Raw genomic sequence first — 19565 nt, forward strand, 5'->3', positions numbered from 1 at the left:
GTTATTCCGGTTGGATCGAGATGAGCGCGGCCTCAAAACGGCGCAGCGCGAAAGTGGAGTTGCCGACCTTGATGGCCAGCGGTTCGCCGCCCGGCATGCCGCGCTTGAGCAGGCGGATTTTCTCGCCCGGCACGAAGCCCAGTTCCATCAGGCGCCGCGCCAGGTCGGCGCCGTCGTCGGCCGGGTCGCCCGGCGCCACGTGCACCACCGTGCCGCTGCTGCCCGTTGGCAGGGTGTCGAGTTTGATCAGCGTGGGCGCGAGTGTCATGGCAATGTCCGGTTAAATGGCCGCGCAGCGAGGCCCGCTGCGGCTCTCCGGCGTTAGGCAAGATCGCGTTCTCGCCGGAAAGATCAATACTAGCATTATAAACGGGAATGCGAATTGTTTCTATTTGCGCTTGCACCTTGCTTGATTTTGCGGCAGAATAGATCACGTAATGAGAATGATTCGCATTGAGAAATACGCAATATTGTTCATCATTCCCTTTTTCTTCTGCCAGAAGGTGCTTCGATGATTGTTTGTGTCTGCAACAATATCTCCGACCGTGAAATCCGCCAGGCCGCCGAGCTGGGCCTGCGCAACCTGGACGAGCTGCGCGAGCAGCTGGGCGTGGCCACCTGCTGCGGCCAGTGCGCCGACTGCGCGCAGGGCGTGCTGGAAACCCACCAGGCCAAGCTGCAGGAAACGACGCTCAAGCGCCCCGTGCTGCACCCCGTGCTGACCGAATAAGGCGCACCGCCCCCCCCTTCCCGCCGTATGCTGCGGCGCGCCATAAGCGGCGCGCCGCGCGCACGCCTTTTCATGGCAGAATGACAGCACTCCACCACTACCGGGAAGGCGACACCATGAAGGGCGACCAAGACGTCATCAAGCAGCTCAACGCGCAGCTGACCAATGAACTGACCGCGATCAACCAGTACTTCCTGCATTCACGCATGTACCGCCACTGGGGCCTGGGCAAGCTGGCCAAGAAGGAGTACGAGGAATCGATCGGCGAGATGAAGCATGCCGACCGCCTGATCGACCGCATCCTGATGCTCGACGGCCTGCCCAACCTGCAGGCGCTGCACAAGGTCATGGTGGGCGAGAACACGGAAGAAATGCTGGACTGCGACTTGCAGCTCGAGCGCGGCGCCCAGGTCACCGTCAAGGAAGGCATCGCCGCCTGCGAAAAGGCGGCCGACTATGTGTCGCGCGACCTGCTGCTGGAAATCCTGGAAGACACCGAGGAACACATCGACTGGCTGGAAACCCAGATCGACCTGGTGGCCAAGGTCGGCCTGCAGAATTACCTGCAAAGCCAGATGGCTGACTAGGAAGTTGTTTCAAAATGACCATGGCGCCACAACGACGCCATGGGCTTTTTGACATGACTTCTGAGGGAGCGGGCCGCCCGGCCCGCCCCCGTCAATGGTGGCCGCCCAGCGCGGCCCGCGCCGGTTGACCGCCCGGCGCCGCTTCCCCTTGCGCCGCGCGCGGTTTGAGCTTGACGAACAGCACCGCCAGCGCACCGCACAGCATCAAGCCCCCCGCCAGCCGTATCACGTTCTCCGGATTGCCACCCAGCCAGCTGCGGTAGTACAGCGGCAGCGTAAAGATCTGGATGATCATCGGGATCACGATGAACATGTTGAAGATGCCCATGTAGACGCCCGTGCGTTCGGGCGGGATGCAGCCGGCCAGCATCACATACGGATTGCCCATGATGCTGGCCCACGCCAGCCCGATGCCCACCATCGGCAGCAACAGCAGCAGCGGCGAGTGGATCAGCGGGATGCACAGCATGCCGATGCCGGCCAGCGCCAGGCACACGCTGTGCATCGCCTTGGGTCCGTAGCGGCGCGTGAACGGCACCAACGCCAGCGCGCCCACAAAGGCCACGCCGTTGTAGAACGCGCCCACCTGCCCGCTCAGCAGCCCGGCGTCGCGGAAGCCCTGCGCCGTCTGGTCGGTGGTGCCGTAGATGGTGGTGGCCAGCGACAGCATGATGTACTGCCAGTAGCAGAACATGGCGTACCACTGGAATAGCTTGACCAGCGCCAGCTGCTTCATGGTGGGCGGCATGTCGCGCACGGCGTCGGCGATGTCGCCCAGCGTGTGGCGCCAGCCGGCCGGACGGGCGCGCAGTTCGGCCAGCTCGGCCTGCGACAGCGGATGCTCGGGCGTGGTCTTGAGCGTCCACAGCACGGAGGCGATCGAGCACACGGCGCCGATCACGAAGGCGACGATGACGATGTGCGGAATGTGGTGGCCATTGACGGCATCCTTGTCCATGCCCCACCACACCAGCAGCGACGGCGTCAGGTAGGCCAGCGTCTGGCCCAGCCCCGTGAAGGCGCTCTGGGTCAGGAAGCCGATCGAGTGCTGCGGCGGCGCCAGCTTGTCGCTGACGAAGGCGCGGTACGGTTCCATGGTCACGTTGTTGGCCGCGTCCAGTATCCACAGCAGGCCGGCCGCCATCCACAGCGTAGGACTGAACGGCATCAAGAGCAGGCCGATGCTGCACAGGATGGCGCCCACCAGGAAGTAAGGCGTGCGCCGTCCCCAGCGGGTGACGGTGCGGTCGCTCAGGGCGCCGATCAGGGGCTGCACCAGCAGTCCCGTCATGGGACCGGCCAGCCACAGGTAGGGCAGGCTGGCCTCGTCGGCGCCCAGGTATTTGTAGATCGGGCTCATGCTGCTCTGCTGCAGGCCGAAACTGAACTGGATGCCGAAGAAGCCGAAGTTCATGTTGACGATCTGCCAGAACGACAGATGCGGTTTGTGCGATGCCATCGTCGTCTCCCCGTTCAGGATGCAGCGGAGGTAGCCAGCTGCCAGGCGCCGGCTTGCCAGCGTGCCAGCCACGGTGCATAGAAGGCCAGGTCCTGCGGCACGGCGCCCGCGATGCCGCAGATGGCGCCGGCGAAGGCGTTGGCGCGCGCCAGCGTATCGGCCAGCGGCCAGCCTTGCGCGCGGCCGTGCAGGAACACGGCCGAGAAGGCGTCGCCCGCCCCCACCGTGTCCACCAGCGGCGCCGGCAGCGGCGCGGAGCGGCTGACCGTGACGCCGCCGTCCGCGTCGAAATAGACGGCGCCGCGCGGCCCCAGCGTGACGATCAGGCCCTGCAGCGAGAAGGTGCGCAGCAGCCTGCCGCAGGCTGCCTGCAGCGCCGCGCTGTTGGCGTCGGCCGTGCCGGGCCGGTCGTGGGTGTACCAGTCGAACAGGGCTTGCAGTTCTTCCTCGTTGACCTTGACGATGTCGGCCTGGTGCAACGATTCGTACACGCAGCGCTCCGTTACCTGGCCTTCGCGCACGTTCAGGTCCAGGTAGCGCTGCGCGCGGGTGGCGCCCAGCAGCGCCTGCAGCGTGCCGCGCGAACCGCTGCTGCGCTGGGCCAGCGTGCCGAAATACAGCGTGCCGGGATGGGCCGCCTGCAACGCCGCCAGCGCGGGCGCCGGCTCGATGTAGTCGTAGGCCTGGTCGGGCTGGATGATGAAGCGGTGGCCATCGCCGTTGCGCTCGACCACCACCCGGCCCGTGGGCTTGACGGGATCGACCTGCAGGCCGGCCTGCGTCATGCCGAAATGGGAGAACTCGGCGCGCACGGCGGCGCCGTTCGCGTCCTGCCCGATGCGGGTGATCATCAGCGTGGCCGCGCCGAAGGCGGCCAGGTGGCGCGCCATGTTGAACGGCGCGCCGCCCACCACCTGCCCGGTGACGAAATCGTCCACCAGGGCTTCACCAAAGACTGCGATTGCGCCTGCATCGTTCATGTCATCTGCTCCATCCGTTCGTTGTGCGGCGTCGATGCCGCGTACGCCGTCCATGGCCGGCCGGCGGGCCGCTCCGGCCTGCGCGGTGCCTGCGCCGGTGTTCATGCCGGTGTTCATGCCGGTGTTCATGCCGGTATCTATGTCGGTACTCATGCCACCTGCTCCGTCGGCGCCTGCCCGGCGGGCCGCTCCAGCCAGAGCATGGCCCACGGTTCCAGCGTCGCCGCCCCGGCCAGTATGCGGCTATCCTGGCAGCAGGTCCAGACGCCGTCCAGCGCCACCGTGTGCTCCTGTCCGGAGAAATTCATCAGCGCCAGCAGGCGCGGGCCGCGGGCCAGCGCCAGCACGGCCGGGTGGCCCGCATCGAGCACGGTGCGCGGCGCGCCGGCGGCCAGCGCGTCGTAACGGCGCCGCTGCAGCACCAGCTGGCGCAGGGCGCCATACATGCGGCCCGGGATGGTACCGGCGTCGTGGCGGGCGCTCCAGCGTTCGCGGTCGAAGCGGGGGCGCTGCAACCAGCGGCTGTCCATGGCATGCTGCGGACGGTCCGTGTAGCCGTAGTCGTTGGTCTGGGCCAGCTCGTCGCCCATGTACAGCACGGGCAGCGCGCCGAAGCTGAGCGCCAGGCCATGCAGCAGCAGCACGCGGCGCAGCGCCAGTTCGCGCTCGGCGGCGCTGTCGGCCGCCTCCAGCCCGGCCAGCGAGGCGGCCATGCCGTTGCTGCCGTGGGCCGCGTTCGGATCGCTGCTCTGGAAGGCGGCGCCGCGCGCATAACTGCCGTTGGCGCCGGCGAAGAACTGGGCCACGCGGGCCAGCCGGGCGTTCGGGTCTTGCCCGTCCGCGCCCGCTTCCGCGCGCAGCACATTCCAGCCGATGTCATCGTGGCAGCGCACGTAACTGAGCCAGCTGGCCGCCGGCGGCAGGGCCGGCGTGTTGGCGGCCACCGTACGCAGCAGGCTGGCGTCCTGCTCGGCCAGCGCGGCCCAGCCGGCTGCCATCAGGCTGCTGTGGTAGGCGATGTGGCATTCGGGCGCGTCGGCCTGGCCGAAATAGGCCGGCAGTTCGCGCGTGGGCACGATGGCCTCGGCCTTGAGCAGCACGCCGGGCGCCACGATGTCGACGATGGCGCGCAGGGCCTGCAGCAGCTGGTGCGCTTCCGGCTGATTCATGCAGTTGCTGCCTTCGCGCTTCCACAGGAAGGCGGTGGAATCGAGGCGGAACACTTCCACGCCGCGGTTGGCCAGGCGCAGCATGGCCGCCGCCATGGCCGCGAACACGGCCGGGTTGGCGTAGTTCAGGTCCCACTGGTAAGGGTAGAAGGTGGTCCAGACCCAGCCATCCAGCTCCGGCACCTGGCTGAAGTTGCCCGGCGCGACCTGGGGGAACACCTGGCCCAGCGTGCGCTCGTAGCGGTCCGGCATGGCGCGGTCGGGGAACACATGGAACATGGCGCGCAGGCTGGCGTCGCCCGCGCGCGCACCCTGCGCCCATGCATGGTCGTCCGCCACGTGATTGAGGATGAAGTCGGAGCACAGGCTGATGCCTGCCTCGCGCAGCTGCGCCGTCAGCGCTTCCAGGTCGGCATTGCTGCCCAGCGCGGGCTCCACTTCGTCGAAGCTGGCCACGGCAAAGCCGCCGTCATTCTCGCCGGCGCGCGCGCGCAGGAAGGGCAGCAGGTGCAGATAGCTCACCCCCAGCGCCTGCAGGTGCGGAATCTGCTGCGCCACGCCTTGCAGGTCGCCGCCGAAGTTCTGCACGTAGGCGCAGTAGCCGAGCATGCGCTGGCTGAGGAACCAGTCCGGCTGTTGCGCGCGCGCCGCGTCGAGCTGGCGCAGCGGTTCCGGGCGGGCCGCGTACAGCCGGCCCAGCTGGTCCATCAGGTCGCCCAGCCAGGCGTCGAAGCCGGCGTGGCCGCCGTACAGGCCGGCCAGCAGCCGGCGCAGGGCCGGTTCGTGCGCCGCCAGGCGGCGCGCGGCGGCCGGCTGCACGGGGCCGGGCAACGCGGCCAGCAGACGTTCGGCGGGAGTGAGGGTAATTGTCATGGTGCGCAAAAAGAAGAAAAAATACTGGTGCCGTTAATTTAAGTACTGCGTAAAGAACTACGTGAAGTACGGCGTGACGAATCCACGCGCCCGGGGGCGCCCGCGGTCGCCCGCAATCGCCGGCTTAGAAGGTAATGCCCTTAAGTTAAAGGACCTCTAAGCCGGCTTCGGGGACAAAAATGGGGACGTACCCCATTTTTGCGCGCGCGGCAGGGCCCGCGGCCTGCCGCGCCGGGGGCGCCCGCGGTTGCCCGCAATCGTCCGCTTAGAACGCGTAGCTCAGGCTCAGCTTGACGGAGCGGCCCGTGATGGAGCGCGCCGCATGGCCGTCGCCCTCCACTTCCGTGTAGCCGATCTTGTCGAGCAGGTTGTTGGCGCTGAGCGTCAACACGGCCTGTGGCGACAGCTGGTAGTTCACGAAGGCGTTGACCACCTGGTAAGCCGGCATGACGATGGTGTGGGCGTCGTCGGCCCACGACTTGCCGGTGCCGATCACGCTGGCGCCCAGCGTCAGGTCGTTCCAGGTGTAGGTCGGGGCCAGCTGGTACACCACCTTGGCCTGGCGGCGCGGGGTGTTGCCGATCACGGCCACGTCGCCAGGCGCGGTGCCGGTGATCTTGGCGTCGGTGTAGGTGAGGCCGCCATTGATGCGAAAGTCGCCCGCGTTGTAGGCCGCTTCCAGTTCCACGCCCTTGGCGTCATAGCTGTTGGCCGTGCTCTTCTGGGTGGTCGCTTCGTAGTTGGTCTCATTCGTCTTGGCCTGGAACAGCGTGACGAAGGTGCTCACGCCGCCGCGCCGCCATTTGAGGCCGCCTTCGAGCTGCTTGACGGTGTTGATGTTGATGGGCGCCGTGCCGTCGAGCGGGGTGCCGAACAGGATGCGGTCCGCATTGAAGGCCACGCCGTCGCTGACGCGGGCAAACAGGGCCAGGTCCTTGGTCAGCCGGTAGTTGCCGCCCACCGAGTACGAATTATGGTTGATCTTGTAGTCCACCATCTGGGTAGTGGCCGCGTCGTAATGCAGGCCGCCGGTGGCGATGTTGGCCGTGCCGCTGGCGCGCTGCCGATCCTGGCGCACGCTGGCGTCCACGTTGAGCGGGCCCTGTTCGTAGCCCACGTTCAGGTAGGGCGAGGTCAGCTTGTACTCCATGTCGACGGCGCGCATGCAGCAGCCGCCCCAGGCCGGGCCCACATAGCCGGGCGTGGCGCTGGCCGTTTGCAGCAGGGCCGGCTTGTCGCCCGTGGCCTGCAGCAGGTACTGGTTGAAGTTCCACGTCAGGCCCAGCTGCTGGGTCGAGGCGTACAGGCCGGCCGTGCCCGTCAGCTTGCCGCCGCCGGCCAGCGTGTAGGTCTTGGACAGCTTGGTATCGTTGAGGGTGTTGCCGGCGTCGTCGATGGAGGTGTTGAACACGACGGCATGGATGGCCAGCCCGTCGTAGGCCTTGCCCTTGTTGGGGCCGGTGGCAAACACATAGCTGCCCATGGTGCCGTTATCGGCCGGGAACACGCCGGCGAAGCGGCCGCTGTTGCTGGCCTTGCGGAACTTGTCGCTCAGGGTCCAGCCGCCGCCCAGGTCGAACGAGCCTTCCAGCCCCAGCGCGTCGCTCTTCACATGCAGGCCGTCGTTCACGTTGGTGGAGACGGGGTTGTTGTTCTTGTCGAGCACCACGTCGCGCACCCAGTATGGCGAGTAGAAGCTGACCTTGCGCGGATCGAGGCCGGCAATTTCCGTGACCTGCTGGTTGACCACGCGCACCGGCACCGGCAGCGCCGTGGGCGACTTGTCGTCCAGGTGCTTGAACGAGATGCGGATGAAACCATTGTCCAGCTCATGGGTGAGATTGCCGCGGATCTGGCCGCCGCTTTCCGTGCTCAGCCCCGTGTTGCGGATGCCTTCGCCGCTGCGGTAGTGGCCGCCGATGAAGAAGCGGGTCTTGTCCGAGATGGGGGCGCCGTAGTCGAAGTCGTAGCGGGTTTCGTCGTAGCCCAGGCCGCGGCTGATGCCGACATGGCCGCCCTTCTCCTCGCCCGTCTTGCTGATGAAGTTGATGATGCCGCCCGGCGAGTTGGTGGCCAGGGTGGAGGCCGAGCCGCCGCGCACCACTTCCAGGTGGTCCAGCGTACCGTCGATTTTCACGTAGCTGTCGGGGGTGATGAAGTTGAAGTCGCCCGACTGCAGCACGGGCAAGCCGTCTTCCTGGATCTGCACGTAGCGCGCGCCGCCGGCCGAGATGGGCACGCCGCGCACGGTGATGTTGGCGTTGCCTTCACCACCCGACGATTCCGAGCGCACGCCCGGCACGGAACGCAGCACTTCGGCCGCGCTGGTGGGCACGGACTGCTTGATGGCGTCCGGGTCCATGGTACTGATGGAGAGGCTGGACTTCATCTTGGACGAGCCGCCGGTGGTGCCGGTGACGACGATGCGTTCCAGGTTCAGGCCGTCGGCCGGCCGGGCGGCGGCGGCGGCCGGCGCGGCGGCGTCCGACGGGGTGGCGGCATCCGACGGGGCGGCGGCCTGCTGGGCGTGGGCGGCGCCCAGTTGCAGCATGGCCAGGGCGACGGCGGCGGCCATGCCGCTCAGTTTGATTTTCGATGTTTCCATAATCTCCTCCAGTGTTATGCACCGCGTCTTGGCGGCGGTTGGGACTCGCATGCAGCGCAACCTGTTGGGCCGGTTGTGATGGTGCTGAATTGCTGAGCAGGTGCGCCATTATTCCTCGATTGCGGATTTATTGCAATCGATTGCAATGAAGCGGCGCAACATGCAATTACGGCAATCAACGGCAAGCCTTCGCTCTATGAAATCACGATTTTTACTGGCTTATTAGATGAGACTATGCAAGTTTTATGCTGCAACGCAGCACAAAAACTGTCGCTTATTTACAAACAAATTGCAATCGTTTGCAATTTACTTGAGCCCGCAACAATATTGCCTTGCCTGGGAAGTCAGCGGGCGGCCGGCGCCACGCTGCTGTCGCGCACGACCAGCTCCGTGGGCAGCAGCCGCGACGGCGCGGGGCGGCCTTCCGTCAACTCCAGCAGCGAAGCCACGAGCGCCCGCCCCGCCTCGCGCATGGGCTGGCGCACCGAACTGAGGGGCGGATGGAAGTAACTGGACAGTTCGATATCGTCGTAGCCGACCACGGCCACCTGGCCCGGCACGTCCACCCCTTGCTGGCGCAGCGTGTTGACGGCGGTCATGGCCAGCAAGTCGCTGCAGGCGAACACGGCGTCGAACGGGACGGCGCGCCGTCCCAGTTCCAGCACGCCTTCGCTGCCCCCTTGCGGCAGGAACGACACGTCGACCTGCAAGGCGGGATCGGGCGCCAGGCCGGCCGCGGCCAGCGCCTCGGCATAGCCCTGGTAGCGCTGCGCCACTTCCGGCAAGCCCTTGTCGCCCAGGAAGGCGATGCGGCGCCGGCCCTGCTGCAGCAGATGGGCCGTGGCCAGGCGGCCGCCGGCCACGTTGTCGCCGCCCACGGTGCAGTACAGCTGCTGGGGCAGTTGCGCGCCCCACACCACCATGGGCACGTGGCGGGCGGCCAGCTGGTTGAGCTGGTCGTGATGGCGCCACTGGCCGATCAGCACCACGCCGATCACGCGGCCCGTGTCGAACGGGGCGGCGGCCGCGTCGAGCTGCTCGGCGTCGACCCGGCTCACCAGCATGTCGAAGCCCTGCTCGGTGAGGGCGTCGGCCAGACTGCCCAGCATGGCCAGGAAGAAGGGATCGGTCAGGTGCTGGCGGGTGGCCGAGTCGTACGGCACCACCACGCCCACCGTGCGGTTCTGCTTGAGGCGCAGGTTCTGGGCCCCGATGTTGATGGTGTACTTGAGCGAGCGGGCCAGCTCCATGATGCGGGCCCGGGTTTCATCGTTGACCAGCTTGCTGCCGCTGAGGGCGCGCGAGACGGTCGAGGTGGACACCCCGGCCAGACGGGCAATGTCGGCCATCTGCAGGCGTTGCTGCTGCGCCGGGCTGGGGCTGTCGGCGGCGGGCGGCGGGGTCTTGGGCACGGCTGGCCTGAACGCGCGGCTTACTGCGGCACCGTGTCCTTGAACGAAGGCCGTTCGGCCAGCTTGTCGTGCAGGCGGGCCAGGTTGGGATGGCTGTCGCGCCACTCGATTTCCGGGAAGCGGAACGCCAGCCAGCCCAGGCAGCAGCCCACGGCCACGTCGGCCAGCGAATAGTGGATGCCGGCGCAATAGGGCTGCTCGCCCAGCTTGTCGGCCATGGACGCCAGGCCCAGCTCCACCTTGCGCAGCTGGCGGGCGATCCAGTCGGCACTTTGCTGCTCGGGCGGACGCAGGGTGCGCTCGAGGCGCACCAGCACCCCGGCGTCGAGCACGCCGTCGGCCAGCGCTTCCCAGCACTTGATGTCGGCCCGCTCGCGGCCGTTGGGCGGCAGCAGCTTGCACACGGGCGTGAGCGTGTCGAGATACTCGACCATCACGCGCGAGTCGATCATGACCGTGCCGTCCTCCATGACCAGGCTGGGCACCTTGCCCAGCGGGTTCAGTTTCTGGATGGTGGTCTCGGAGGCCCACACATTTTCCAGTTCAAACTGGTAGTCGAGCTTCTTTTCCGCTAACACGACACGGACTTTGCGTACATAAGGACTGGCGAGGGAACCGATGAGTTTCATAGACGCTAGGAGTAGAAGATTAGGTAACAGTATAGCATCGGCCCACCGCGATGGCGGCCCACACCGCACACTGGCGTGCAAAGCCGGCGCGACGCCGCAACAGGCGGGCCGGCCCGGCCAATGGTAAAATCGCACTTTGCGCGCGCTTTGGCTGCGTTGCCGGCCGTATCCGCCCCTGCCGGCCCGGCCCGTGGCCCGCCATGGCGCACCGTCGCGCACCGTCGCGCACCGTCGTTTTCCTGGTTTTCTTAACTTCTGCTGCCCTGTCCATGACTACTACTCCTTACTCCACGCTGTCGGCCCTGTCCCCACTCGACGGCCGCTACGCCGCCAAGACCGACAAGCTGCGTCCCATCCTGTCCGAATCGGGCTTCATGCACCACCGCGTCAAGGTGGAGATTTCGTGGCTGCAGGCGCTGTCGCTGGCCGGTTTCGACGAAATCAAGCCGTTCTCGCAGGATGCCATGGCGCTGCTCGACAAGATCGCCCACGACTTCACCGAGGAAGACGCGGCCCGCATCAAGGAAATCGAAGCGGTCACCAACCACGACGTCAAGGCCGTCGAGTACTGGCTCAAGGAACAGGTCAAGGATGTGCCGGAACTGGTGGCCGCGTCCGAATTCATCCACTTCGCCTGCACCTCGGAAGACATCAACAACACCTCGCACGGCATGATGCTCAAGGCGGCCCGCGACGGCGTGATGCTGCCGGCCCTGCACGGCGTGATCGCCCGCCTGACCGAGATCGCCCGCGCCAACGCGGCCGTGCCCATGCTGTCGCGCACCCACGGCCAGACGGCCAGCCCCACCACCCTGGGCAAGGAAATGGCCAACGTCGTGGCCCGCCTGCAGCGCGCTGTCAAGCGCATCGAAGCGGTGGAAATCCTGGGCAAGATGAACGGCGCCGTGGGCAACTACAACGCCCACCTGTCGGCCTACCCCGGCTTCGACTGGGCATCGTTCTCGCAGGACGTGATCGAACAGCGCCTCGGTCTCGTGTTCAACCCCTACACCATCCAGATCGAGCCGCACGACTACATGGCCGAACTGTTCGACGCCTTCGCCCGCGCCAACACCATCCTGCTGGACCTGAACCGCGACATCTGGAGCTACGTCTCGCTCGGCTACTTCAAGCAAAAGACCAAGGCCGGCGAAATCGGTTCGTCCACCATGCCGCACAAGGTCAACCCGATCGACTTCGAGAACTCGGAAGGCAATCTGGGCCTGGCCAACGCCGTGCTCAAGCACCTGTCGGAAAAGCTGCCCGTATCGCGCATGCAGCGCGACCTGACCGATTCGACCGTGCTGCGCAACATCGGCGTCGGTTTCGGCTACACCCTGCTGGCCTATGACAGCTGCCTGCGCGGCCTGAACAAGCTGGAAGTGAACCACGCCCGCCTGGCGGCCGACCTGGACGCCAACTGGGAAGTGCTGGCCGAGCCGGTGCAGACCGTGATGCGCCGCTATGGCATCGCCAACCCCTACGAGCAGCTCAAGGAACTGACCCGCGGCAAGGGCATCTCCAAGGAAGCGCTGCGCGAGTTCATCACCGGCCTGGCCATCCCGCAGGACGCCAAGGACCTGCTGCTGGCCATGACCCCGGCCAACTACACCGGCATCGCCGAACAGCTGGCCCACGCCATCTAAGCACAAAAAATGGGGCCGAAAAAATGGGGACGTACCCCATTTTCTTGAAAATGGGGTACGTCCCCATTTTTTCGGCCCCATTCGCGCCCATTTTTGGGCGCTCAGCACGGCTGGCGATTCTTTGGTATATTAGTCCTAACACGTACTATTTCTCACGGATCGCCCATGCAACGCTATACCAAACCCGCCATGCTGATGCACTGGCTGACCGCCCTGCTGATCATCGCCGCCTTCTTCCTGGGCCTGGTGATGACGGAAATCCACGGCATCACCCCCACCAAGCTCAAATACTACTCCTGGCATAAATGGCTGGGCGTGACGGTGCTGCTGGTGGCCTGCGTGCGCGTGCTGTGGCGCAAGGCCAATACCCCGCCGCCGCCGCCGGCCGGCATGCCCGCCTGGCAAGTGAAGGCCGCCGACGGCGTGCACTACCTGCTGTACTTCCTGATCTTCGCCGTGCCCGTTTCCGGCTATTTGTACAGCTGCGCGGCCGGGGTGCCCGTCGTGTATCTGGGCCTGGTGCAGCTGCCGTCCCTGATCGCGCCCAATCCCGAGCTTAAGCCAGTCTTAAAGAGCGTCCATTATGTTCTCACCATGACCATGGCCGGCATCGTCGTGCTCCATGCGCTGGCCGCGCTCAAGCACCACTTCGTCGACCGCGACGATGTGCTCAAGCGCATGCTGCCCTGATCCACCCGCCATCCACCCTGGAGTAAGACCATGAAAAAAACCGTACTCGTTTCCCTGCTGGGCCTGGCGCTGGCCGCCAGCGCCGCCGCCGCCGCGCTCAAGACGGACAACGCCAAGAGCACCGTGTCGGCCACCTTCAAGCAGATGAACGTGCCGGTCGAGTCGCCGTTCAAGAAATTCGACATCGCCATCGACTACAACGCCGCCGCCCCCGATACGGCCAAGGCCACCGTCAACGTCGACACGGCCAGCCTGGACCTGGGCGAAGCGGACATGAACAAGGAAGTGGCGAAGAAGGAGTGGTTCAATTCGGCCCAGTTCCCGAAAGCGAGCTTCGTCTCGAGCGGCATCAAGAGCGCCGGCGCCGGCAAGCTGACCGTGTCGGGCAAGCTCACCATCAAGGGCAAGAGCACCGACGTCAGCTTCCCCCTGTCCGTCAAGACCGACGGCGCCAGGCAAGTGTTCGACGGCGCCCTGCCCATCAAGCGCCTGGCCTACAACATCGGCGAAGGCGAGTGGAAAGATACCAGCATGGTGGCCGATGAGGTTATCATCAAGTTTCACGTCGTCGCTGGCCAGTAGTTCGTTAATTAACCCGTACCGGAGTTATTCTTCATGAAATTGCAGATCCTGATCGCCACCGTGCTGGCCGCGTCCACCGCCTCCGCCGTTGCCGCCACCTACAACATCGACCCTAGCCACACCTATCCCAGCTTCGAGGCCGACCACATGGGCCTGTCCGTCTGGCGCGGCAAGTTCGACAAGACCAGCGGCACCGTGACGCTGGACCGCGCGGCCAAGACGGGCGCCATGGACATCACCATCGACGCCGGCTCGATCGACTTCGGCTTCGAAAAGATGAACACGCACGCCAAGTCGCCCGACATGTTCAACGTGGACAAATTCCCCACCGTGACCTACAAGAGCAAGTCGTTCAAGTTCAACGGCGACAACCTGGTGAGCGTGGACGGCGAACTGACCATGCTGGGCGTGACCAAGCCGGTGACGCTGACGGTCAACAAGTTCAAGTGCATCATGCATCCGCGCTTCAAGCGTGAAGTGTGCGGCGCCGACGCCACGGCCGAATTCAAGCGCACCGATTTCGGCCTGAACTACGCCATCCCGACCTTCGCGCCGGAAGTGAAGCTGGCGATCCAGGTCGAAGCCATCAAGTCCGAATAAGCCGGTTTGTTCCTGACAGCCCCCGCTGGGCCGGCATGCCGGTTCCAGCGGGGGCTGTTTCGTTTACGGACCGGCCGCGCCGCAGCCCTCAATCGCGCCAGTCGTATTCCATTTGCCGCGCCGTGCGCAGCGCCAGCGCGCGCCCGGCCAGCCGCTCCACCAGGTGCAGCGACATGTCGATGCCGGCCGAGATGCCGCCCGAGGTGACGATGCCGCCCTCGTCGACCCAGCGCCGCTGTTCGCACACGTCCACCTGCGGGAACATCTTGCGCAGCAGCTCGATGTCGGCCCAGTGGGTGGTGGCGCTCTTGCCGTTCAGCAGGCCGCCCTGCGCCAGCAGCAGGGCGCCGGTGCAGACGGATGCCACCAGTTCGCAGCGCCCGGCCATGGTGGCGATCCAGGCGATGACGTCGGGCTTGTCCAGCTCCGCCGTCACCACGCCGCCCGGCACGATCAGCACATCGACAGTCGGGGCATCGTCGAACTGCGCATCGGGGAACACGCTCAGGCCGGCCCGCGCGCGCAGCATGGCCTTGCCGCGGCCTATCGTCAACACCTTGAACGGCGGCGGCGCGCCGGGCGTCAGCTGGGCGCTGACCCGGCTGGCGCAGGTGAACACTTCGTACGGTCCGGCGAAGTCGAGCACCTCGACGTCGTCAAAAACATAAATGGCGATGGTGCGTGTCATGTGAACTCCCGTGGTTGAAGGACTTCATTGTGTCAGTTCCATGGTTGACACAAATGACGATGATGGATGAATATCTGCCATCATGACAAAAGACCACACCACATCCATCCGGGCGCCACGGCGACAACCCCTGGCCGCCCATCCTGCCCGCGATATCTGGGTGCTCGTGTTTCCCGGCTTCCTGCTGCTCGACGCCACCGGCCCGATCCAGGTCTTCTCCAGTGCCAACGACGAAGCGCGCGACGCCGGCCTGCCGGCGCCCTACCTCATCCACCTGATCGCGCCGGGCGGCGGCGCCGTCGCCTCGTCGTCGGGCATGGCGATGCTGGCCGGCCCGCTGCCGCGCCGCAGCCTGGCCGGCGCGACCCTGATCGTGTCGGGCGGGCGCGGCATGGAACTGGCGCCGGATGCGGCGGCGCGCGGCGCACGGGGGCAGGACGGCGCCGTGCTGCGCTGGATCGCGCGCGCCAGCGGACAACTGGCGCGCTGCTGCGCCGTCTGTACGGGCGCCTTCGCGCTGGCGCGCGCGGGCCTGCTCGACGGACGCCGCGCCGTAACCCATTGGCAGGACGTGGCGCAACTGCGGGCCCAGCATCCGGCCGTGCTGGTGCAGGAAGACGCGATCTACGTCAGGGACGGCAAGTTCTACACGTCGGCCGGCATCAGCGCCGGCATGGACCTGGCACTGAGCCTGGTCGAGGAGGATCTCGGACACGCGGCGGCGCTGGCGGTGGCCAAGCGGCTGGTGCTGTTCCTCAAGCGTCCCGGCGGCCAGCGCCAGTTCAGCGCCGAGCTGCTGGCGCAGGCGCAGCCGCAGGGCGTGGGCGCGCAGCTGACGGCGTGGCTGCGGCCGCGCCTGCGCCAGCAGATCGGCATAGAACAGATGGCCGCCGCCTGCGCGCTGTCGGTGCGCACGCTGCACCGCAAGCTGCGCCAGGAAGCCGACGTCACGCCGGCCCAGCTGCTGGCGCGGCTGCGCATGGAGCTGGCCTGCGGCCTGCTGGAGCAGCGCGGCATGACGGTCAAGCAGGCCGCGCGCCAGAGCGGCTACGGCACGGAATACAACCTGCGGCGCGCTTTCGCCGCGCAGCTGGGCGTACTGCCCAGCGAATATCAATCCCGCTTCGGTTGTAAGCGAATGTAAGACTCGGTAAGAGGTTGTAATAGCCGTCAACTGAACAACGGTGGGCCCCGTTTTCTGCTCAATGACACGGGAATTGTCCCGGCGCAGAAACCAGAAAAGGATTACACATCATGACCAAGATTATCGCTTCCCTGATCGCCGGCCTGTTCGCAACCGCAGCATTCGCACAAGCGCCAACTGCCAGCGCCACCACCGCCGCCACCAGCGCCCCAGTCGCGGTGAAAGCCGAAGCGAAAGACAGCAAGGCCGCCGTCAAAGTCGAAGCCAAGGATGCCAAGACCGAAGCCAAAGCCGACGTGAAGGCCGCCAAAACGGACGCCAAGGCAGTCAAGGCTGAAGCCAAGACCGACACCAAGCTCGACGCCAAGGTGGAAAAGAAGGAAGTCAAAGAACACAAGAAAGGTGAAGAAGGCAAGACCAAGGCCGCGGCAGAAGCCGGCAAGGTCGCCAGCAAGGAAGCCGTCATCACCAAGTAATCAGCTAACAAGCAGCAAACAAGCAGCACCGGATTTGAACACGCAGCACCCACCCATACAACTGTTTGAAGGAATACTGAAATGAGCAAAATCATCGCCACCCTGATCGCCACCCTGTTCGCTACCGCCGCTTTCGCCCAGGCCCCAGCACCAGCTGCCAGCGCCACCACGGCCGGCAGCGCGCCAGTAGCCGCCAAGGTCGCCACGACGGACACCAAGGCCGCCGTCAAGACCGAAGCCAAGGAAACCAAGGCAACCCCGGCCGCCGAAGAAGGCAGCAAGCCAGCCGCCAAGCACGCCAAGGTCAAGAAGCAACACAAGGTAGCCAAGGCAACTGCCGAGACCAAGGACGCGGCCAAGGTTGGCGAGCCGGCAGCACCAGCAGCAAAATAATCACCGCAGCATCGTAGCGAAAAAGGACAGGGTTCGCGCCCTGTCCTTTTTTTTGTTCCAGGTATTGATGTAGCGCCGAGTCCATTAGACCAGAACGATTACGATGGAGCATCTTCGAGCCCCAACGTCAAATTGCCAAACCCATCCAAGTTGGATACACTTTATGAAAGCGACGACTGCAGCAGGATTTACAGGCCAGGAGCCACGAAAAATGATGAAACGGGTCCTTTTTGACGAGCTGATGGAAGGTTTTGACGCCCTTGAATCTGCGCGCAACGACAAACTCACTCTCAAGAAAGTCGAGGTTGAATATCAGCCGATGCCCAAGATGACCGCAGCCGAGGTGACGCAACTCCGGCACAAGCTCAACGTATCCCAACAAGTCTTCGCGCGCCGCCTGCGTACCGAAGTGAGAACCATCGCCAATTGGGAGCAAGGTGTTTCCAGTCCCAATGCCCAAGCTTCTATTCTGCTGAAACTGGTCGAGAAATATCCCCAGCTGTTGGACGAAATCGCCACCTTGTAGCCGGCCGCGGCATCAACACCAGCTCTGTCTGTGTCTGGATATTGGCACTACTCCTCCTGCTATAGCCGGCCGCCGCACGCGCAGGCGGCAGCCAGGCTTCAAATATCCCTTCAAATATCCGGTTGACGAACGGACAATCCCTGCCGATACTCACGCTCGCTGCACACCACCGCGGCCGTGCGGCAGTCCCCCCAACGTCCAATTTCGCCACCAAATGAAAAAATCTCTCATCGCGCTCGCCATCCTGAGCGCCGCAGCCCAAGCCGACGAAGGCATGTGGATGCCCCAGCAGCTGCCACAAGTAGCCAGGGAACTGAAAGCGGCCGGCCTCCAGCTCGACCCGGCCAGCCTGACCAAACTGACCGAATTCCCCATGGGCGCCATCGTCAGCCTGGGCGGCTGCTCGGCCTCGTTCGTGTCGCCGCAAGGCCTGGTCGCCACCAACCACCACTGCGTGTACGGCAGCGTGGCCCACAACTCCACGCCCCAGCGCGACCTGCTGGCCAACGGCTTCCTGGCCAAAAGCCTGGACCAGGAACTGCCCGCCGCACCCGGTTCGCGCATCTACGTGACCAAGGAAGTGCGCAACGTCACGACCCAGATCATCAGCGCCGATGTGGCGAAACTGACGGGCAAGCAGCGCAGCGACGCCATCGAAAAGAACCAGAAAACCATGGTCGCCGCCTGCGAACAGGATGCCGGCCACCGCTGCACCGTATCGTCCTATTACGGCGGCCTGGAGTTCTACCTGATCAAGCAGCTGGAAATCCGCGACGTGCGCCTGGTGCATGCGCCGCCGGCCGGCGTGGGCAAGTTCGGCGGCGACACCGATAACTGGATGTGGCCGCGCCACACGGGCGACTATGGCTTCTACCGCGCCTACGTCAGCAAGGACGGCAAGGCCGCCGACTACAGCAAGGACAACGTGCCCTACCTGCCGCAGCACTTCCTCAAGCTGGCCAGGCAAGGCGTGAAGGAAGGCGACTACGTGATGGCGCTGGGCTACCCCGGCCGCACCAACCGCCACCGCCTGCCGTCGGAAGTGGCGTTCACCTTCGGCTGGAGCTACCCGGCCTACGTCAAGATGGCGGGCGAGAACCTGGCCATCATCGCCGCCGAGACCAGGGACAACAAGGACACGGCCCTGAAATACGCCGCCCAGGTGGCCAGCACCAACAACTACTTCAAGAACCGCCAGGGCATGCTCGACTCCTACGCCGGCAGCGACATCCTGGCCCGCAAGACGGCCGAGCATGCGGCGCTGAAAGCGTGGGTCAACGCAGCCCCCGCCCGCCGGCAGGAATACGCGGCCGACATCGAGCGCGTGGAGCAGCTGATCGCCCGCCGCGACGCCGAAGCGAAGCGCGATTTCTTCCTCGGCTATGCCCGTCCGCGCCTGCTCAACACGGCCCGCACCCTGTACCGCCTGGCCAACGAGAACGCCAAACCGGACGCCGAACGCAAGGCCGGCTTCCAGCAGCGCGACCTGCCGCGCATCAAGGCCAGCGTGGCCGCGCTGGTGCGCAACTACGATGAGAAGGTGGACCAGGCGCTGGTGCTGCACGCGCTGACCCAATATGCGGCCCAGCCCCAGGCCCAGCGCAACGCCGCGTACGACGCCGTGCTGGGCATCCACGACGGCATGAGCGCGGCCGACCTGCGCGCCGCGCTCGACACGTTGTACGCCGGCAGCCAGCTTGGCGACGCCGCCGAGCGCAGCGCCTGGCTGGAGCGCACCCCGGCCCAGTTCCAGGCCAGCACCGACAGCTTCATCAAGGCCGCCGTGGCCACGTACGGCCCCGGTCTGCAGGACGAGGCCAGCGACGAGGAATTGGACGGCAACCTCCAGCAAGCCTACGCCAACTACATGAAGGCCAAGATCGCCTACATGCACAGCAAGGGCCAGGCCGTGTACCCGGACGCCAACGGCACCCTGCGCGTGACCTTCGGCCGGATCGCAGGCCGCGACCATGGCGCCGACGGCACCGCGTGGACCGCCTTCACCACCGTCAACGGCGTGCTGGCCAAGGCCACCGGCCAGGGCGAATTCAACGCCCCGGCGGCCCAGCTGGCGGCCATCAAGGCCAAGGACTTCGGCCGGTACGCCGATCCCAGACTGAAGACGGTGCCGGTGGACTTCCTGGCCACGCTCGACATCACGGGTGGCAATTCCGGCTCGGCCGCGCTCAACGCCAAGGGCGAGTGGATCGGCCTGGCCTTCGACGGCACGCTCGATTCCATCATCTCGGACTGGGACTACAACCAGGCCAACACCCGTGACATCCAGGTCGACCTGCGCTACATCCTGTGGAACATGAAGCACGTGGACCACGCCGATCAGCTGCTCAAGGAGATGGGCGCCGAATAGACCCGCCC

At 65.6% G+C, this 19565-nt stretch carries 19 protein-coding genes; 11 read left to right on the plus strand and 8 right to left on the minus strand.

Translation table 11 applies throughout. The features are described from left to right. Position 1 precedes the first annotated feature (1 nt). On the minus strand, positions 2–268 hold the full coding sequence (locus AC3WOS_RS07525; protein ID WP_182157048.1) for a FeoA family protein: 267 nt from the start codon (positions 266–268) through the stop codon (positions 2–4). 243 nt (positions 269–511) lie between these two features. Between AC3WOS_RS07525 and AC3WOS_RS07530 the strand changes: the two genes are divergently transcribed. Together AC3WOS_RS07530 and bfr are read left to right on the plus strand one after the other, a co-directional pair. Then, positions 512–730, plus strand: coding sequence for a (2Fe-2S)-binding protein (locus AC3WOS_RS07530; RefSeq protein ID WP_492715261.1), 219 nt, complete (start codon positions 512–514; stop codon positions 728–730). A 116-nt stretch (positions 731–846) separates the two neighbouring features. Next, a complete protein-coding gene (bfr, locus tag AC3WOS_RS07535; protein ID WP_492715262.1) occupies positions 847–1317 on the plus strand; it encodes a bacterioferritin in 471 nt (156 codons plus the stop codon). Between the two features lie 91 nt (positions 1318–1408). Here the strand turns inward: bfr and AC3WOS_RS07540 are convergent, their stop codons facing one another. The 6 genes from AC3WOS_RS07540 to AC3WOS_RS07565 form a co-directional block, all read right to left on the minus strand. Further along, a complete protein-coding gene (locus AC3WOS_RS07540) occupies positions 1409–2776 on the minus strand; it encodes an MFS transporter (RefSeq protein WP_492715263.1) in 1368 nt (455 codons plus the stop codon). Positions 2777–2790: 14 nt separating this feature from the next. Further along, on the minus strand, positions 2791–3909 hold the full coding sequence (locus tag AC3WOS_RS07545; protein WP_492715264.1) for a PfkB family carbohydrate kinase: 1119 nt from the start codon (positions 3907–3909) through the stop codon (positions 2791–2793). Continuing rightward, complete coding sequence (locus AC3WOS_RS07550) at positions 3906–5798, minus strand: alpha-amylase family protein (RefSeq protein ID WP_492715265.1); 1893 nt, start codon at positions 5796–5798, stop codon at positions 3906–3908. Before AC3WOS_RS07550 ends, AC3WOS_RS07545 begins: the two co-directional genes overlap by 4 nt. Positions 5799–6063: 265 nt before the next feature. Continuing rightward, positions 6064–8403 carry a TonB-dependent receptor gene (locus tag AC3WOS_RS07555; RefSeq protein WP_492715266.1) on the minus strand — a complete coding sequence of 780 codons (2340 nt, stop codon included), beginning with the start codon at positions 8401–8403 and terminating at the stop codon, positions 6064–6066. 344 nt (positions 8404–8747) lie between these two features. Continuing rightward, complete coding sequence (locus AC3WOS_RS07560) at positions 8748–9815, minus strand: LacI family DNA-binding transcriptional regulator (RefSeq protein ID WP_492715267.1); 1068 nt, start codon at positions 9813–9815, stop codon at positions 8748–8750. Between the two features lie 20 nt (positions 9816–9835). Beyond that, positions 9836–10444, minus strand: a complete 609-nt coding sequence (locus AC3WOS_RS07565; protein WP_492715268.1) for a glutathione S-transferase family protein — start codon at positions 10442–10444, stop codon at positions 9836–9838. A 269-nt stretch (positions 10445–10713) separates the two neighbouring features. Here AC3WOS_RS07565 and purB point away from each other — a divergent pair, with 269 nt between their 5' ends. From purB to AC3WOS_RS07585, 4 genes are all read left to right on the plus strand, one after another. After that, complete coding sequence (gene purB, locus AC3WOS_RS07570; protein WP_492715269.1) at positions 10714–12090, plus strand: adenylosuccinate lyase; 1377 nt, start codon at positions 10714–10716, stop codon at positions 12088–12090. Between the two features lie 165 nt (positions 12091–12255). Further along, entirely contained in the window at positions 12256–12780 is a 525-nt protein-coding gene (locus AC3WOS_RS07575) for a cytochrome b (RefSeq protein ID WP_492715270.1), read from the plus strand. Positions 12781–12810: 30 nt separating this feature from the next. Further along, entirely contained in the window at positions 12811–13362 is a 552-nt protein-coding gene (locus tag AC3WOS_RS07580) for a YceI family protein (RefSeq protein WP_492715271.1), read from the plus strand. Between the two features lie 33 nt (positions 13363–13395). Next, entirely contained in the window at positions 13396–13962 is a 567-nt protein-coding gene (locus tag AC3WOS_RS07585; RefSeq protein ID WP_492715272.1) for a YceI family protein, read from the plus strand. Positions 13963–14050: 88 nt separating this feature from the next. Here AC3WOS_RS07585 and AC3WOS_RS07590 read toward each other — a convergent pair whose 3' ends face one another. Further along, positions 14051–14650 carry a DJ-1/PfpI family protein gene (locus tag AC3WOS_RS07590; RefSeq protein ID WP_492715273.1) on the minus strand — a complete coding sequence of 200 codons (600 nt, stop codon included), beginning with the start codon at positions 14648–14650 and terminating at the stop codon, positions 14051–14053. A gap of 82 nt (positions 14651–14732) precedes the next feature. On the opposite strand from AC3WOS_RS07590, the gene AC3WOS_RS07595 reads away from it, so the two are divergent. The 5 genes from AC3WOS_RS07595 (at position 14733) to AC3WOS_RS07615 (ending at position 19557) form a co-directional block, all read left to right on the plus strand. After that, positions 14733–15794, plus strand: coding sequence for a GlxA family transcriptional regulator (locus AC3WOS_RS07595; protein WP_492715274.1), 1062 nt, complete (start codon positions 14733–14735; stop codon positions 15792–15794). A 110-nt stretch (positions 15795–15904) separates the two neighbouring features. After that, complete coding sequence (locus AC3WOS_RS07600) at positions 15905–16270, plus strand: hypothetical protein (protein ID WP_492715275.1); 366 nt, start codon at positions 15905–15907, stop codon at positions 16268–16270. Positions 16271–16351: 81 nt separating this feature from the next. Beyond that, positions 16352–16663 (plus strand): hypothetical protein, encoded by a 312-nt coding sequence (locus AC3WOS_RS07605; protein WP_492715276.1) that lies wholly within the window; start codon positions 16352–16354, stop codon positions 16661–16663. Positions 16664–16826: 163 nt separating this feature from the next. After that, positions 16827–17189, plus strand: a complete 363-nt coding sequence (locus AC3WOS_RS07610; RefSeq protein WP_492715277.1) for a helix-turn-helix domain-containing protein — start codon at positions 16827–16829, stop codon at positions 17187–17189. 214 nt (positions 17190–17403) lie between these two features. Beyond that, positions 17404–19557, plus strand: coding sequence for a S46 family peptidase (locus AC3WOS_RS07615; RefSeq protein WP_492715278.1), 2154 nt, complete (start codon positions 17404–17406; stop codon positions 19555–19557). Positions 19558–19565 lie beyond the last annotated feature (8 nt).

The sequence above is a fragment of the Rugamonas sp. FW305-51 genome, assembly GCF_058786935.1.